Source organism: Pseudomonas sp. sp1636 (genome assembly GCF_030376615.1).
GTDB lineage: Bacteria > Pseudomonadota > Gammaproteobacteria > Pseudomonadales > Pseudomonadaceae > Aquipseudomonas.
This window is the reverse complement of record NZ_JARRAB010000003.1, coordinates 245213-260976: the sequence shown is the minus strand read 5'-3', so window position 1 is coordinate 260976 and position 15764 is coordinate 245213. Positions and strand designations below refer to the sequence as shown.

The 15764-nt window shown below is 60.7% G+C and carries 11 protein-coding genes and 1 other RNA gene; 6 read left to right on the top strand and 6 right to left on the bottom strand.

Features of this window, described 5'->3' with window-relative positions; genetic code table 11:
* Complete coding sequence (locus P8H27_RS04720) at nt 1–435, bottom strand: type II toxin-antitoxin system RatA family toxin (protein WP_289635492.1); 435 nt, start codon at nt 433–435, stop codon at nt 1–3.
* Nucleotides 436–469: 34 nt separating this feature from the next.
* Nucleotides 470–1873 (bottom strand): sodium-dependent transporter, encoded by a 1404-nt coding sequence (locus P8H27_RS04715; RefSeq protein WP_289635601.1) that lies wholly within the window; start codon nt 1871–1873, stop codon nt 470–472.
* A gap of 107 nt (nt 1874–1980) precedes the next feature.
* Here P8H27_RS04715 and smpB point away from each other — a divergent pair, with 107 nt between their 5' ends.
* Nucleotides 1981–2463, top strand: coding sequence for an SsrA-binding protein SmpB (smpB, locus tag P8H27_RS04710; RefSeq protein ID WP_090505897.1), 483 nt, complete (start codon nt 1981–1983; stop codon nt 2461–2463).
* Between the two features lie 159 nt (nt 2464–2622).
* Here smpB and P8H27_RS04705 read toward each other — a convergent pair whose 3' ends face one another.
* Nucleotides 2623–3390 (bottom strand): FCD domain-containing protein, encoded by a 768-nt coding sequence (locus tag P8H27_RS04705; protein ID WP_289635491.1) that lies wholly within the window; start codon nt 3388–3390, stop codon nt 2623–2625.
* A 314-nt stretch (nt 3391–3704) separates the two neighbouring features.
* Between P8H27_RS04705 and P8H27_RS04700 the strand changes: the two genes are divergently transcribed.
* The 4 genes from P8H27_RS04700 (at nt 3705) to P8H27_RS04685 (ending at nt 10020) form a co-directional block, all read left to right on the top strand.
* Nucleotides 3705–5399: an L-lactate permease gene (locus P8H27_RS04700; protein WP_289635490.1), complete on the top strand. Its 1695-nt coding sequence runs from the start codon at nt 3705–3707 to the stop codon at nt 5397–5399.
* Between the two features lie 141 nt (nt 5400–5540).
* Nucleotides 5541–6686, top strand: a complete 1146-nt coding sequence (lldD, locus tag P8H27_RS04695) for an FMN-dependent L-lactate dehydrogenase LldD (RefSeq protein WP_289635489.1) — start codon at nt 5541–5543, stop codon at nt 6684–6686.
* Between the two features lie 119 nt (nt 6687–6805).
* Nucleotides 6806–9613 carry an FAD-binding and (Fe-S)-binding domain-containing protein gene (locus P8H27_RS04690; RefSeq protein ID WP_289635488.1) on the top strand — a complete coding sequence of 936 codons (2808 nt, stop codon included), beginning with the start codon at nt 6806–6808 and terminating at the stop codon, nt 9611–9613.
* A 161-nt stretch (nt 9614–9774) separates the two neighbouring features.
* A complete protein-coding gene (locus tag P8H27_RS04685) occupies nt 9775–10020 on the top strand; it encodes a hypothetical protein (protein WP_289635487.1) in 246 nt (81 codons plus the stop codon).
* 7 nt (nt 10021–10027) lie between these two features.
* Here the strand turns inward: P8H27_RS04685 and P8H27_RS04680 are convergent, their stop codons facing one another.
* Nucleotides 10028–12943, bottom strand: coding sequence for an ATP-binding protein (locus P8H27_RS04680; RefSeq protein WP_289635486.1), 2916 nt, complete (start codon nt 12941–12943; stop codon nt 10028–10030).
* 149 nt (nt 12944–13092) lie between these two features.
* Here P8H27_RS04680 and ssrA point away from each other — a divergent pair.
* Nucleotides 13093–13483: a transfer-messenger RNA gene (ssrA, locus tag P8H27_RS04675) on the top strand.
* A 273-nt stretch (nt 13484–13756) separates the two neighbouring features.
* On the opposite strand, the gene P8H27_RS04670 is transcribed toward ssrA, so the two are convergent.
* Together P8H27_RS04670 and P8H27_RS04665 are read right to left on the bottom strand one after the other, a co-directional pair.
* On the bottom strand, nt 13757–14023 hold the full coding sequence (locus P8H27_RS04670; RefSeq protein WP_289635485.1) for a helix-turn-helix transcriptional regulator: 267 nt from the start codon (nt 14021–14023) through the stop codon (nt 13757–13759).
* Complete coding sequence (locus P8H27_RS04665; RefSeq protein ID WP_289635484.1) at nt 14023–15348, bottom strand: type II toxin-antitoxin system HipA family toxin; 1326 nt, start codon at nt 15346–15348, stop codon at nt 14023–14025. Before P8H27_RS04665 ends, P8H27_RS04670 begins: the two co-directional genes overlap by 1 nt.
* Between the last annotated feature and the right edge of the window lie 416 nt (nt 15349–15764).

Sequence of the window (15764 nt, the reverse complement as noted above, 5' to 3'; positions counted from 1 at the left end):
CTATCCATAGAGCTGCTTCGCCCTTTGACAGAAGGCGTCCACCAGGGTGTTCGCCGCCTGATTGAACAGCGGCCCAAGCGTGGCCCGCACCAGGGGGCCGGCATAATCGAAAGTTAGATCCAGACTGATCTTGCAAGCTTTGTCGCCCAGCGCCTTGAACAGCCACCGACCATGCAGCTGACTGAACGGGCCTTCCTCCAGATTCAGTTCGATCGACTCGCCCCAGACCAACGTGTTTCGGGTAATGAAACGCTGGCTCACCCCGCCCTTGGCCACTGCCAGACTGGCGCGCATATGGGTTGTACTGGCGTCCAGCACCTCGCTGGCCGAACACCAGGGCAGGAACTCCGGGTAACGCGCCACGTCATTAACCAGCTCGAAAAGAGCTGCCGCCGGGTACGGCAACAACGCCGACCGCTGAATATGAGTACTCATGAGCCCGCAACCCAATTCAATAGGGTGACTGTATTCATTTCATCAACTCTGCAACAAACACGATCAATATGCCCAGTGGCGCCACCACGCGGATCAGCCAATACAGCAGACCGAACAGCAGCGGATTGTTGATCGCCAACTCCTCGCGCACCGCTTCGCGCTTGAGCACCCAACCGGCAAATAGGACGAAGGCCAAGCCACCCAACGGCAAGAGAATGCGACTGGTCAGGTAATCGATGCTGTCGAAGAAATTTCGCCCGCCTTCGGCGCCCCACTGAAACAGCTGAAAACCGTCGGCCGTGAAGACGAAGAACTTGGCCTCGGCGCCAACATTGAAGGACAACACCGTGCCCATGCCAACCACCCAGCACAACAGCGCCAACACGCTGGTAACCTGCACCCGGCTGCGCCGGGTACGCTCGACCAGATACGCGACGGCCGGCTCCAGCATGGAGATCGACGAGGTCCAGGCCGCGACCAGCACCAGGATGAAAAACAGGGTACCCATGACCTGACCGAACGCGATGTTGCCGAAGGCCACCGGCAAGGTGACGAACATCAGCCCGGGCCCGGCGCCTGGCTCCATACCGGCGGCAAACACGATCGGAAACAGCGCCAATCCCGCAGTCAGGGCCACCAGGGTGTCGAGGATACCGACCGCCAATACCGTCGAGCCGATCGAGGCGCGCTTGGGCATATAGGCGCCGTAGACCATGATCGAGCCGACGCCCACGCTGAGAGTGAAGAAGGCATGCCCCATGGCAGCCAGCACGCCGTCGAGCAACTTGTCCGGTTGGAAGTCGAAGAGAAAATGAAAACCCTGCATGAAATGCCCGGTGGTCATGCTGTAACCCAGCAACACCAGGAGCAGGACGAACAACAGCGGCATCATGATGCGCAGGCTGCGCTCCAGGCCGGCCACGACACCACGGGCGATGACGACGCCAGTCAATAGCATGAACAGCGTGTGCCACAGGGTCAGCCGCCAGGGATCCGCCGTCAGCGTACCGAACGCAGCGCCCGCCCCCTCGGCACTGATGCCTTCGAATTGGCCGTCCCCCATAGCGATGATGTAGTCCAGCGACCAGCCGGCGATGACACTGTAAAAAGACAGGATCAACAACGCGGCAACCATCCCCATCAGCGCGGCCCACGACCATCTCGGCGAGGCTCCAGACTCTAGCGCCAGCGTTCGCAGCGCATTCACCGGACTCTGCCGGCCGCGGCGGCCGATCAGGGTTTCTGCCAGCATGATCGGCAAGCCGACCATGAAAATGCACACCAGGTACATGATGACGAAGGCTCCCCCGCCGTACATGCCGGTCATGTAGGGAAACTTCCAGATATTGCCGAGGCCTACGGCGGAACCGGTTGCCGCCAGGATAAACACCCAACGACTGGCCCAGGTACCGTGGATCGAAACCTTGTCGCTCACCATGAATACGTCCGATATGTGCAAAAGACGCGCATTGTCCGGGATTAACCCACCGCTCTCAAGATCAGGCTGTCGCCAGCAGGCCAACGACTCCTTATAATGCGCGCCCTATGGCTAAACAAAAGAAACACCCTCAAGGCACCATCGCCCAGAACAAGAAGGCGATGCACGACTACTTCGTCGAATCCAGATTCGAGGCGGGCCTGGTTCTGGCCGGCTGGGAAGTGAAAAGCCTGCGCGCCGGCAAGGCCCAGTTGGTCGACAGCTATGTATTGCTGAAAGACGACGAAGCCTGGCTGATGGGCTGCCACATCACCCCACTGAAGACCGCCAGCACCCACGTGATTGCCGACCCGATCCGCACGCGCAAGCTGCTGCTGAACAAGCGCGAGCTGGAGAAGCTGTTCGGCGCCGTGCAGCAGAAGGGTTACACCTGCGTGGCACTGTCGGTTTACTGGAAGGCGCATTTGATCAAATGCGAGATTGCCCTGGCCAAGGGCAAGAAGGATTTCGACAAGCGCCACAGCGAAAAAGAGCGTGACGCCGACCGCGAAGTGCAACGCGCCATGCGCAGCAAGGGCAAGGACGACTAGCAGGCCGTTGAAAATGCAGGCGAGGCAGCGGAGTTTACGAGCTGTAAATGAGCATTCCGAGCCTGTTTTTAACGCCGTATCGGCAACGCAGGTAGCTCCTCAACGGCCGGCTAAAGGCTGATGGAATGAGGGCACACCATTCTTCCCCCCACTTTCGTGTCAGTGGCCCTGGCGCCGCTGCGCCCGCGCCACGCGCTGCGCTTGCTGCTGCACTTCGGCGAGCACTTCCTGCACGTAGTCGATATGCCGATTGGACAACTGTCGCGCGTCTTCGGCCCGCCCCTCGATGATCGCCTCGTAAAGCGCACGATGCTGATCGATCAGCATGTCGCGAGTCTCGTCGCGCTGAGCGTACATGCCGCCGATATTGGTCAGCACGTTGCGTTTGAGCAGGTCGAACAACCCGCGAATGGTATGCAGCAACACGGCGTTATGACTGGCTTCGGCGATGGCCAGGTGAAAGTTCGCATCGGCCGCCCCCTCTTCGACGCGGGTCACTGTGCCGCTGCGGCTGTAACAGTCCTGCAGCGCGGTGAATGCCTCGTTCAGGCGTTGACGATCCAGTTCAGTGGCGCGCTGCGCCGCATAAAACGCGCAAGACCCTTCCAGGGTATGGCGAAACTCCAATAGATCGCGCTGGGCTTCCGGATTGTTCTCCAAAAGCTGCAACAACGGATCACTGAAAGTCGAGCCAAGCGATTCGGCAACAAAGTTGCCGCCGCCCTGACGGCTGACCAACAGCCCCTTGGCCACCAGCTTCTGAATCGCCTCACGCAGTGACGGACGCGACACACCGAACTGCTCGGCCAGCGCACGTTCGGCAGGCAGCCGCTCCCCCACCCGCAACGAGCCTTCCAAGATCATGGTTTCCAGCTGGATGACAATGTCATCCGACAAACGGCGCTGGCGCACCTGCCCTACCCCCATAGCCCAAACCTCACTGGTTTTACCACCTGTAACGCCCTCCTCAGGCTCTTGCCGAGCAAGCCTATAGCGGTGCTTCTAACCTTACAAGGCAAGCGCATGCGACCAAAGTAGTAAGCCTGCTAATTGACAGCTGCAAGCATCCACTTTTACTCTGGCCGCGCTGTCTTGTAAATTGGTATTACCAGTTTACTCGAATTTAAAACAATTCCAATAAGCTCACGAGGTGTCCCATGCCGGTCATAACCCAACCACTTGCCGCACCCTTGCCTCCGCATATACCCATGCGCATCGCGCGTCGCTAAGGAGAGACCGACATGTCAACTGGTCTTCTGGCTCTACTCGCTTTCTCTCCGATCCTGCTCGCGGCCATCCTGCTGGTCGGCCTACGCTGGCCAGCCAAGCACGCCATGCCGCTGGTCTACCTGGTAACCGCCGCCATTGGCCTGTTCGCCTGGGAGATGAGCGTCAACCGCGTACTCGCCTCGACCCTGCAAGGCCTGCTGATTACCCTGGGCCTGCTGTGGATCATCTTCGGCGCCATCTTGCTGCTTAACACCCTCAAACACTCCGGCGGCATCACCGCGATCCGTGCCGGCTTCGCCACCATCAGCCCGGATCGGCGTATCCAGGCCATCATCATCGCCTGGCTGTTCGGCTGCTTTATCGAAGGCGCCTCGGGCTTCGGCACGCCGGCGGCGATTGCCGCACCGCTGCTGGTGGCCATCGGTTTCCCGGCCATGGCTGCCGTGCTGATGGGCATGCTGGTACAGAGCACGCCGGTGTCCTTCGGTGCCGTGGGCACGCCGATCATCGTCGGGGTCAATACCGGCCTGGACTCGGCCACCATTGGCGCGCAACTGGTTGAGCAGGGCTCGTCCTGGGCCCAGTTCCTGCAGTTGATCACCAGTGAAGTGGCGATCATCCACGCCATCGTCGGCACCGTGATGCCGCTCATCATGGTACTGATGCTGACGCGTTTCTTCGGCACCCAAAAAAGCTGGAAAGCCGGCTTCGAAGTACTGCCGTTCGCAATCTTCGCCGGCCTGGCCTTCACCGTCCCCTACGCCCTCACCGGGGTGTTCCTCGGCCCGGAATTTCCGTCGTTGGCCGGCGGCCTGATCGGTTTGGCGATTGTCACCAGTGCCGCTCGCCTGGGCTTTTTGCTGCCGAAAACCACCTGGGACTTCGCCCCGGCGGACAAGTGGCCGAGCGAATGGCTGGGCACCGTAGAAATGAAGCTGGATCAACTGACCGCCAAGCCCATGAGCTCCCTGCGCGCCTGGCTGCCCTATGTGCTGGTCGGTGCCCTGCTGGTGATCAGCCGCGTAGTACCGCAAGTCGGCGCCGCACTGAAAGCGGTGGTGGTGAATTTCCCCGACCTGCTCGGCGAAACCGGGGTCAGCGCCAACTTCATGCCGCTTTATTTGCCGGGCGGCATCCTGGTTACGGTCGTCATCGCCACCTTCTTCTTCCACGGCATGAAGCTGCGCGACCTCGGCTCGGCGGTCAAGGAGTCCTCCGGAGTGTTGCTCAGCGCCGGTTTCGTCCTGCTGTTCACCGTGCCGATGGTGCGTATCCTGATCAACTCGGGCGTCAACAGTGCCGACCTGGCGAGCATGCCGATCCTGATGGCGCGCTGGGTGGCCGACAGCGTCGGTGGCATCTACCCGCTGCTGGCACCGAGCATTGGCGCCCTGGGGGCCTTTATCGCCGGTTCCAACACCGTCAGCAACATGATGTTCAGCCAGTTCCAGTTCGGCGTAGCCACTAACCTGGGCATCTCCGGCGCATTGGTTGTCGCGGTACAAGCGATTGGCGCCGCCGCCGGCAACATGGTCGCCATCCACAACGTGGTGGCGGCATCGGCCACGGTCGGCCTGCTGGGACGCGAGGGCAGCATCCTGCGCAAGACCATATGGCCTACGCTGTACTACGTGCTTTTTACCGGCTCGATCGCCCTGATCGCGATCTATGTATTGGGCGTTAGCGATCCACTGGTCGCTGGCTGACAAACGCTCTAAGCCGCGCCCCGGTGCAAACCGGGGCGCGTGCCATTCACGACCCCCGTATACCCAGAGCGACCGGCTCCCAAGTGCTTGGGGTCGGTCGCCTGACGAGAACAGCCTGCTCTTGGCACAAAGGTGAACCCGATGATCATTTCTGCCTCTACCGACTACCGCGCAGCGGCACAACGCAAACTTCCGCCGTTCCTATTCCACTACCTCGACGGTGGCGCCTATGCCGAACACACGCTGCGGCGCAACGTCGAGGATCTGGCCGACATCGCCCTGCGCCAGCGGGTTCTGCGCAACATGTCCGAGCTGAGCCTGGAAACCCGCCTGTTCAACGAAACCCTGGCGATGCCCGTGGCGCTGGCACCTGTCGGCCTGACCGGCATGTACGCGCGTCGCGGCGAAGTGCAGGCAGCCAAGGCCGCGGCAGACAAAGGCATCCCCTTCACCCTGTCCACGGTATCGGTCTGCCCGATCGAAGAGGTGGCGCCGGCCATCGACCGACCGATGTGGTTCCAGCTCTACGTGCTCAAAGATCGCGGTTTCATGAAGAATGCCCTGGAACGCGCCAAGGCCGCCGGCGTGACCACTCTGGTGTTCACCGTGGACATGCCGGTACCGGGCGCGCGCTACCGCGACGCCCACTCCGGCATGAGCGGGCCGAACGCGCCGCTGCGGCGCATCCTGCAGGCCATGACCCACCCAAGCTGGGCCTGGGACGTGGGCCTGCTGGGCAAGCCCCATGACCTGGGCAATATCTCCGCCTACCGCGGCAACCGCACCGGCCTGGCCGACTATATCGGCTGGCTTGGCGACAACTTCGACCCCTCGATCTCGTGGAAAGATCTGCAGTGGATCCGCGAGTTCTGGGACGGCCCGATGGTGATCAAGGGCATCCTCGACCCACAGGACGCGAAGGACGCGGTGAGTTTTGGCGCCGATGGCATCATCGTCTCCAACCACGGCGGCCGCCAACTCGATGGCGTTCTGTCGAGTGCCCGCGCACTGCCGGCCATCGCCGATGCGGTCAAGGGCGATCTGAAGATCCTCGCCGACTCGGGCATTCGTACCGGCCTGGACGTGGTGCGCATGATCGCCCTCGGCGCCGACACGGTACTGCTCGGGCGCGCCTTCATCTACGCGCTGGCCGTAGCCGGCGGCGCCGGGGTGAGCAACCTGCTCGACCTGATCGAGAAAGAGATGCGCGTGGCCATGGTGCTGACCGGCGCCAAGTCGATCAGCGAAATCAGCGCTGATTCGCTGGTGCGCGAACTGGGCCACTGAGCCGGCAGCATGCCAGTGCAGGAGCCGACTTGCTGGCGATACGCTCGTTTCGAGCCCGATCGCAGGCAAGCTGGCGGCTACAAACAAGTACAAAATAACTGACGACTTCCGGAGCGCCCATGAGCCTGTCCGCCGCCTTCCTCGCCGCCGTCGAGCGCCTGATCCCCCGTGAACGGCGCTTCGACGACCCGCTCTCGACCCTGGCCTTCGGCACCGATGCCAGCTTCTACCGGCTGATCCCCCTGCTGGTGATCCGGGTCGAATCCGAACAGGAAGTGGTCGACCTGCTCAAGCTGGCCAGCGCCGAACGAGTGCCAGTGACCTTCCGCGCCGCCGGCACCAGCCTGTCCGGCCAGGCCATCAGCGACTCGGTGCTGATCGTCTTGGGCGATAACTGGAACGGCCGGGAGGTTCGCAGCCAGGGCCGCCAGATCCGCCTGCAACCCGGAGTGATCGGCGCCCAGGCCAACGCCGTGCTGGCACCCTACCAGCGCAAGATCGGCCCCGACCCGGCCTCGATCAATGCCTGCAAGATCGGCGGCATAGTCGCCAACAATGCCAGCGGCATGTGCTGCGGCACCGCACACAACAGCTACCACTCCCTGGCCGGCATGCGCCTGGTACTGGCTGACGGCACCGTAGTGGACAGCGAAGACCCGCTGAGCGTGGCGCGCTTTAGCGCCAGCCACGCCGGCTTGCTCGAGCAACTGGCCGAACTGGGCCGGCAGACCCGCGCCAACGCCGCGCTGGCCGGCAAAATCCGGCATAAATACCGGCTGAAGAACACCACCGGCCTGTCACTCAACGCCCTGGTCGATTTCGACCAGCCGCTGGATATTCTCAGCCACCTGATGGTCGGCTCCGAAGGCACCCTGGGCTTTATCAGTGCGGTGACCTACGACACGGTGCATGACCATCCGCACAAGGCCAGCGCCCTGCTGGTATTCCCCGATGTGGAAAACTGCTGCCGCGCGGTGACCGTACTCAAGCAACAGCCGGTGTCCGCGGTGGAACTGCTGGATCGGCGCAGCCTGCGCTCGGTGGAGAACAAGCCAGGCATGCCGGACTGGGTCAAGGCGCTCTCGGGCAACGCCTGCGCATTGCTGATCGAATCGCGCGCCGCCAGCCAGAGCCTGCTGCACGAGCAGCTTGGGCAGGTGATGGCGTCGATCGGCGAGTTCCCGCTGGAAAAACAGGTCGACTTCAGCGAAGACCCCGCCATCTACAACCTGCTGTGGAAAATCCGCAAGGACACCTTCCCCGCCGTCGGCGCGGTACGCCAGACCGGCACCACGGTCATCATCGAGGACGTCACCTTCCCCGTGGAGGTACTGGCCGAGGGCGTCAATCGCCTGCTCGCGCTGTTTGACCAGCATCACTACGACGAGGCAATCATTTTCGGGCATGCCCTGGAAGGCAATCTGCACTTCGTCTTCACCCAGGGTTTCGACTCGCCCGAGCAGGTGGCACGCTACGAAGCCTTCATGCAGGACGTGGCGCAGTTGGTGGCGGTGGAGTTCGGTGGCTCGCTCAAGGCCGAGCACGGCACCGGACGCAACATGGCGCCCTTCGTCGAATTGGAATGGGGCACGGACGCCTACCAGCTGATGTGGCAGCTCAAGCGCCTGCTCGATCCGCAGGGCATCCTCAATCCGGACGCGGTGCTCAGCCAAGACCCGCAGATCCACCTCAAGCACCTCAAGCCGCTGCCGGCCGCCGACGAGATCGTCGACAAGTGCATCGAGTGCGGCTTCTGCGAGCCGGTGTGCCCCTCCAAGGGCCTGACCCTGAGCCCGCGCCAGCGCATCGTCATGTGGCGGGACATCCAGGCGAAAAAACGCGCAGGCCTGGACACCACGGCCCTGGAACGCGACTACCAGTACCAGGGCATCGACACCTGCGCCGCCACCGGCCTGTGTGCCCAGCGCTGCCCGGTGGGGATCAACACCGGCGACCTGGTGCGCAAGTTGCGCGCCCGCACCGCCAGCCATACCGCCAGCGCCACCTGGCTGGCCGAACACTACGCCACCGCCCTCAAAGGCACCCGCCTGAGCCTGATGGCCGTCAATACGGTGCGCAAGGTTTTCGGCGCACCCTTGCTGGCGAAAACCTCGGCGGGCCTGCGCAAGGTCTCCGGCGACCGCCTGCCGCAGTGGACGCCGGCCATGCCGCAAGCCGTAAAGCCGATCCGTTTCAGCCCGCCGGTCAGCGACGCGCGCCCGCGGGTGGTCTACCTGGCCGCCTGCGTGTCCCGTGCCATGGGTCCGGCATACGACGACGAGGAGCAGATGCCGCTGCTCGACAAGACCCGCGCGCTCTTGGAAAAAGGTGGCTTCCAGGTGATATTCCCGGACGGCCTGGACAACCTCTGCTGCGGCCAGCCCTTCGCCTCCAAGGGTTATGCCGCACAAGCCGAACACAAACGCCAGGAACTGATCGACGCCCTGCTCAAGGCCAGCCGCGGCGGCCTCGACCCGATCTACTGCGACACCAGCCCCTGCACCCTGCGCCTGTTGCAGGACGGCCTGGATCCGCGGCTGAAGCTGCATGACCCGGTGAAATTCATCCGCGAACAATTGATCGAACGCCTGGAATTCCAGCCGCAAGACAAGCCCGTGGCCGTGCATGTCACCTGCAGCACCCAGCACTTGGGCGAGGCGCAGGGGTTGGTCGATATCGTCCGCCGCTGTACCTCGCAGGTGGTGATCCCCGAAGGCATTCACTGCTGCGGCTTCGCTGGCGACAAAGGCTTCACCACCCCGGAACTCAACGCCCACTCGTTACGCAGCCTGCAATCGGCAGTGCAGCACTGCGACGAAGGCATCAGCACCAGCCGCACCTGCGAGATCGGCTTGAGCCAGCACGGCGGTATCGACTACCACGGCTTGGTCTACCTGGTGGACAGAGTGACCCGCGCCAAGCACTGATCACCTTGCCCCGCCCTGCGGGGCTTTGTTTATCTGGCTCTGTAGCCATTACCTGCGGCACGCAGGCGTACCTGGCTGACGAGGGAAAACAGACCAACGGCCAAAGGCTGCCAGCGGCGCTTTCTATACTGAGATTCCCAGCCGCTTAAAGGAGTATCACCATGCGCCGCCTAACCGCTTTCGTCATCACGGCACTGTTCAGTACTTCACTGTGGGCCATGCACTGCCCAGCAGATATGGCGAAAATCGACGCCATGCTGCAGAGCCATCCCCCTAGCGACGCGGCCGTGCTGGCGCAAGTGCAAAAGCTCCGCGCCGAAGGCGAAGAACTGCACAAGGCTGGCAATCACAGCAAGTCCGTTCAGGTGCTCGGCGAAGCCCTGCAACTGCTTGAGGCCAGCGAATAACCGCCCGTCAACGGCCTTGACCCAGCAGAGTCAGGGCCAAGCGGCGTACCTGAGCCAAGTCGATCGGCTTGGCCAGACATGCTTGCGCTCCGCGCCGACGCGCCTCGCTAAACACCGCTTCATCGGCTGTCGCACTGATCACCAACACGGGCACCGCGCGCAGGCGCGGATCGCGGCGCATGGCATCCAGCACCTGCAAACCGTCGCCGTCAGGTAAGTCCAGATCGAGCAACAGCAAGGTCGGCGTACAACCCTCCAGCTCGGCCAACGCCCACTGCACCGAACCAACCCCGCGCACATCGGCGAACTCGCGCAGCGCTTCCTGCACCACCTTCACGCATGCAGGGTGATCCTCGACACACAGCACTTCGGCTTTACGCTGTGGCTGCTCCGTTTCGACCAGCGGCGCAACCGCGGTCGCCGCCAGAGGAGCCGCAGCGCTGAGCAAGTCGATCCAGAAACGGCTGCCACTGCCGACCGTGCTGTGAAAACCCATTTCGCCGCCCATCAAGCTGGCCAACTCACGGCACAACACCAAGCCGATACCGGTACCAGGAATGCTCGAGTTTTCCCGCCCCAGGCGCTGGAATGGCTGGAACAACTGGGCCTGCTGCTCGCGAGTCAAGCCTGAACCGCTGTCTTCGACCCACAAACGGACGCAGTCCGAGCGCACCTCATAACCCAGGCTGATCAAGCCATGCGGGCTGTTGTACTTGATCGCATTGGACAGCAGGTTGAGCATCACCTGACGCAGGCGGCGCACATCGGCCTGCACATACAAACCTGCATCGACCTCCGCCAACACCTGCAACTGCAGGTGCCGCTGCTGTACTTCCGGCAGCACCAGTTCGGCACAGCCATTGAGCAACGCGCCGACCTCCACCGCCTGCAACTGCAACTGCTGGCGACGACTCTCGATACTCGACAAATCGAGAATATCATCGACCAGCGCGGTCAGATGGCGACTGGCATTCACGATTTCACGGGCATAATCCGCTTCCTGCTGGGCATCCAGCTTGTCTTGCGTCTCCATCTCGATCAACTGACCAAAGCCATAAATCGCATTCAGCGGCGTGCGTAATTCATGACTCATGCTCGACAGAAAACGGCTCTTGGCCTGGCTGGCGGACTGGGCCTCCAAGCTGGCTCGCCGCAACTCCTCCTGCACCTGCTTGAGCCGCGTGATGTCAACATGGGTGCCGGCGATGCGCAAGGCACCGCCGCTGCTGTCGCGCTCGAGTACCTTGCCGCGACTGAGCAGCCATATGTATTCACCGCTTGCATCGGCATAGCGGTACTCGGCCTCGAACCGATCCTCGCCACTGATCGCAAATAACTGGCGCAGATGGCGGACGCGCTCCAGGTCATCGGGATGCACACCCCGATTGAACTCACTGAAATGCATGCTCTCGACTCTCAGGCCGAAACGCTTGACGAAGTGCTCACTGAGCTTGATCGTCGCGCTCGGCACATCCACCTCCCACAGGCTCTCGGTGGTGCTTTCCAGCACCAGCTGCAGAATGCGCTGCGCCTCGTTCCGTTCGCTGTCGCTGGCCTGCAACTGCTCACCGGCCTGCTGCACAGCCTGCGCCATGCTGACCAACTCATCGATCTGGCTGGACGGCGCGCTGGGGTGATAATCACCCATGCCGAGTCGGCGCATCATGCCGACGATACCGGCAATCGGCTGAGCCAACTGATCGCTCAAACGCCGCGAGCGCAGCCACATCCAGGCAAAAAGCAGCAGATAGAACAGTGCCAGGCCGACGATCAACAGGTAGCCGATCTGCAAATAGCGTTCGGCCAGGCGGTTGGTCTCGCGGTAGATATTTTCCTCATCGACCACCAGCAGCAAACGCCAACCGGTTTGCGGAATCTCGCTCCAGGCGACCAACTGCTTGCGCCCACCGAGCATCACCTCCTGCACACGACCCTGACCGGATGCCATAGCCTGCAACAGCGGCTGCATATCGGTACGCGAGTTAAGGCTGAAATCCTCGGGTTTTAGCACCTCACGCCGCACCGCCTCGGCGTAGGAATACTCGGTCAGCTCGTGCAGAGCGAAGTCCTCCTCGCCGGCCTGCGGCAACGCCATGATGTTGTTCTCGCGGCTGACCAACATGGCATAGCCCTGCCAAGGCACGTCCAATTCACCGATCTCGCTGAGCATCTGGCCGACAGTAATATCCAGACCGACCACCCCCTCGAGAAAGTCATCGCGGTACACCGGCGCCACCGCCGACATCATCCAGCCCTGCCCGGCCGGATCGAGATAGACATCGGTCCACACCACCTCACGCGCCGGATTGTGCCGAGCGTCGGCCAGGTAATAGAAGTTGTAATTGGGTATCACCATGTCATGGGGATACTGCTCGGGGGTCATGAAGAATGGGTAAATGCGGTTGTAACTGTCCCAACTATTGAAATAAAGCGCACTGACCAACGGATTGGCGTCGCGAATCGCGCGCATTAGCGGGTCGACTTGCGACAAGCGCAGAGCCTTGACGTGATCCTGCTGCACCGCTGGCGTGCTGTTGGCATAGAACGACGCCGCGCGGCCATCATCGCTACGGCTATAAAACACCCCATTGCTGGTCGAAACATGCCGCCTGAGTTCCAGCGCATCGGGCTGGAAGCCGGTGTTTTGCAGCGCATGAGTCGCTGCATCACGGAAAATCCGCACCTGCGCCTCAACCGAGCGTAACCGACCGTCGATCACCTGCCCCTCGCGCGCCACCGCCGTGGACAAGTCCTCCAGAGCGCTCTGCTGCAGATGGCCGATTTGCGCATCGCGAATGGCCGCATTGCTCAGCAAATACACGGTGACCAACACCGTCTCCACCAGGATCAGCGGAATCAAGGCACTCTGCACAAAGGCGCGCCAAATCCACTGGCGCACGGGGTAACGCGATACTCGCGGCATAATCAGGTCTCTTCCCAAAGACATTGCACCCACTTCAAGCAGCAATCATAGCTGCACATGACTGGCAGCGTGCGCCTGAAGATTGCCCGGTCGACGCTACGGAACCTTTGCCGTACACTAGGCGTCCAACCTTCAAGTCACACAGCTTTGGGGCCGATTAGGATTCGACGCCGGTAGTGAAACTCTAGGTGCATGCCGACTTGGTAACAGAAGTCGTAAATCCACTGTTGCAACTTTTATAGTTGCCAATGACGAAAACTACGAGGGCTACGCTCTCGCTGCGTAAGCGGCGCGACTAGTCCTTCTGGTAGCTTCGGCTCCAGCGATCACTAGGGGATGCCTGTAAACCTGAAGTGATTGTCATGCAGAACAGGATCGCCGCGTAGTACGTTGTGGACGAAGCGGCTAAAACTTACACAACTCGTCCAAAGCACCCTGCCCGTCGGGCGGCTGCGGATTAACTCAATAGACACGGCTAAGCATGTAGTACCGAAAGTGGAACACTGGCGGACGGGGGTTCAAATCCCCCCGGCTCCACCATTTAGTCTTCCCAGGAAGACCCAGAAAAGCCGTAAAGCCTAGAGAAATAAAAGCTTTACGGCTTTTTTCTTGCCCGCGTCTTCCCACCTAATCCCAGGGCATCCCACGGTTGACGGGGGGCATATATGGGGGCATAAAACGCTCATCAGCTCGCTCGGAGAGGATGTGCCCCGACTTTTTCAACAGAATCGGTCGACTTCTGCCGGTCGTGACAGGTTTGAGTCGACCCGAAGCTGTTTGTCGTTTCAGACAGAAACGCACAGATTTATGCTTTCAGCGTGAAACCCTTGGCACGATACCAACCTGCATGCCGAATGGATTAAACACACTATTCAAGGTCTGAACGGTTGGGTTGCTTTCATCATGTTCTAGCTGCCGCAATGCACGCAGGGAAAGCTTGCACATCTGTGCGAACCTTACCTGCTGCAACCCAGTCACTTCCTTGCGTAACCGCCGAACTGCCACCCCGATAGTAATTTCTCCAGAAGCCAACTGCTCCTGTAACTCGTTGAGAATCCGGTTGCGCTCAAGGATGTCCATTAGATGAGCCCCCACTTATTGAACCGCTGAGGGAGATCCCGCAGCGCTACGCGAGGGTGGTTCATTGTCGCAGCGGGCAGCCCATCTGCACTCAACAAATCAGGCAAGGCCAGGAACATTTGAGCCGCAGCCCTGAGCCGCTGAAATAGCTCATCAGAGCTGATCCACTCCGCAGTCTCATCGCAGGCGGCCCTCCAGTCGACCTCACCCGCCAACTCAATGTGCTTCGGCCACTTAGTTGTGCGCGTGACACCTTCATCATCCATGACCATGGGGGCCAGATCATAGATTGGGGCCAGCCTCATGCCCTGCTCATTCCTAAGGATGGAAGTGTTTCGACCATGATTGTCTGAATTACCAAGAATCTGATTCAGCAGATCACGCTGCATGTACTCGAACACCAAATCACCAACCTGCTCAGCCTGCCCAACGCCTTGCCATAACGCGACCAGGTTTCGTAGCACCTCTGAATGCGACATATAGCTTCCAGCCTCAGCAACACCAGACAGAGAGTACATCGACTCAACGGCAGTTCGACCCACTCCTGCAACACTGACTTCGCGATCAAAGCGATGCATCCACAGGCTGGGCTTATTGCCCTCTTCCAAAGCCAGCCCTTCTGCGGCAACTGTATCGAGCCCCAACCGCCGAACCGCTCGATAGAAGCAATACTCGCTACGGAGAATTTCCTGATCCGTCCGACCCGCCTTGTTACGTGCAAATTTCACAAACCAGTGCTGTGCAGCATCTGCATCCGGCAATACAGCATCAGGGTGCAGGGCACCATGACGGTCTTCAGTTAACAGCAGCTTGGGAGCCTCACCGCCCGCCCCAGTAGCACCGCCAATGGCAGCCCCCTGCTCATAGGCATACTCTAGGAAGCGTGAGTCACGGCTGACCACTTCCTGACGTGTGAACCCCAACACAGGACTGCCCGCGATAGCGTCTGCGGACTCTTTGATGCGCAGATTTCCAATAGGTGCAGGCGTACAGCGCCCCAACAGGAACAGATCTAAGCTCAGACCCTCCGGACGTTCACCACTCAAGCGTTTCAGCAAAAAGCGTCTGGCCGCCCCTGCAGGCAAAATATCGTAAAGAAAAGCAGGGGCCCTCTTACTCCGCCAAGAGTCCCAGCCCAGAGGTACAGCTGCACTGACCGCGCAATCCAGGCGACTGCCGATAGCGTCGAGGGAGCTCACCAGATAGCTCTGCTCGTATCCATACGCACAAGGCCCATCCAGCCCTAGGTCAGGCTGTTCGAAGCCAACCCCCATGGCATCCTGCCATCTTCCACCTGCATAGATTTGTAGAGTCAGCTTGTGCATAGCGATTACCGGCAACTTAATGCCTAAAATCTTAGCCAAGCCATGGACAAAAGGCAATTAAATGCCTGAATTACTCTATTGGGCCCACAAAAAGGCATTTTAATACCCATAACTATCCTGTTTTAGACAGCCTCCTACAGCAACACCGTGCGAATTCAACTCCCCCCCCCGGCCCACCAAACATACAAACGAAGACGTCCACGGACGTCTTTTTTTGTGCCTGAAAACCAGTAAATACGGGACTCCCAGCGCTACCAGCATCCGCAGACGCCCATCCGCAACCAGAGCGCTTAAAAACAGCCTCGGGTTCACCAGAACGGTTACGACCAATTCGACCCAGGACGGCCGGAAAGGCTTTGCCATCAGAGAAGCGAATCGGTTTGGAGATAGAGAGCGATTTGAGAACGGGGTTTTGA

Excerpts from the sequence above, each read along its gene's own strand:
- P8H27_RS04715 (WP_289635601.1), bottom strand. The coding sequence starts at position 1,873 with ATGGTGAGCGACAAGGTTTCGATCCACGGTACCTGGGCCAGTCGTTGG.
- P8H27_RS04690 (WP_289635488.1), top strand. The coding sequence starts at position 6,806 with ATGAGCCTGTCCGCCGCCTTCCTCGCCGCCGTCGAGCGCCTGATCCCC.
- smpB (WP_090505897.1), top strand. The coding sequence starts at position 1,981 with ATGGCTAAACAAAAGAAACACCCTCAAGGCACCATCGCCCAGAACAAG.
- lldD (WP_289635489.1), top strand. The coding sequence starts at position 5,541 with ATGATCATTTCTGCCTCTACCGACTACCGCGCAGCGGCACAACGCAAA.
- P8H27_RS04720 (WP_289635492.1), bottom strand. The coding sequence starts at position 435 with ATGAGTACTCATATTCAGCGGTCGGCGTTGTTGCCGTACCCGGCGGCA.
- P8H27_RS04670 (WP_289635485.1), bottom strand. The coding sequence starts at position 14,023 with ATGGACATCCTTGAGCGCAACCGGATTCTCAACGAGTTACAGGAGCAG.
- P8H27_RS04705 (WP_289635491.1), bottom strand. The coding sequence starts at position 3,390 with ATGGGGGTAGGGCAGGTGCGCCAGCGCCGTTTGTCGGATGACATTGTC.
- P8H27_RS04700 (WP_289635490.1), top strand. The coding sequence starts at position 3,705 with ATGTCAACTGGTCTTCTGGCTCTACTCGCTTTCTCTCCGATCCTGCTC.
- P8H27_RS04665 (WP_289635484.1), bottom strand. The coding sequence starts at position 15,348 with ATGCACAAGCTGACTCTACAAATCTATGCAGGTGGAAGATGGCAGGAT.
- P8H27_RS04680 (WP_289635486.1), bottom strand. The coding sequence starts at position 12,943 with ATGCCGCGAGTATCGCGTTACCCCGTGCGCCAGTGGATTTGGCGCGCC.
- P8H27_RS04685 (WP_289635487.1), top strand. The coding sequence starts at position 9,775 with ATGCGCCGCCTAACCGCTTTCGTCATCACGGCACTGTTCAGTACTTCA.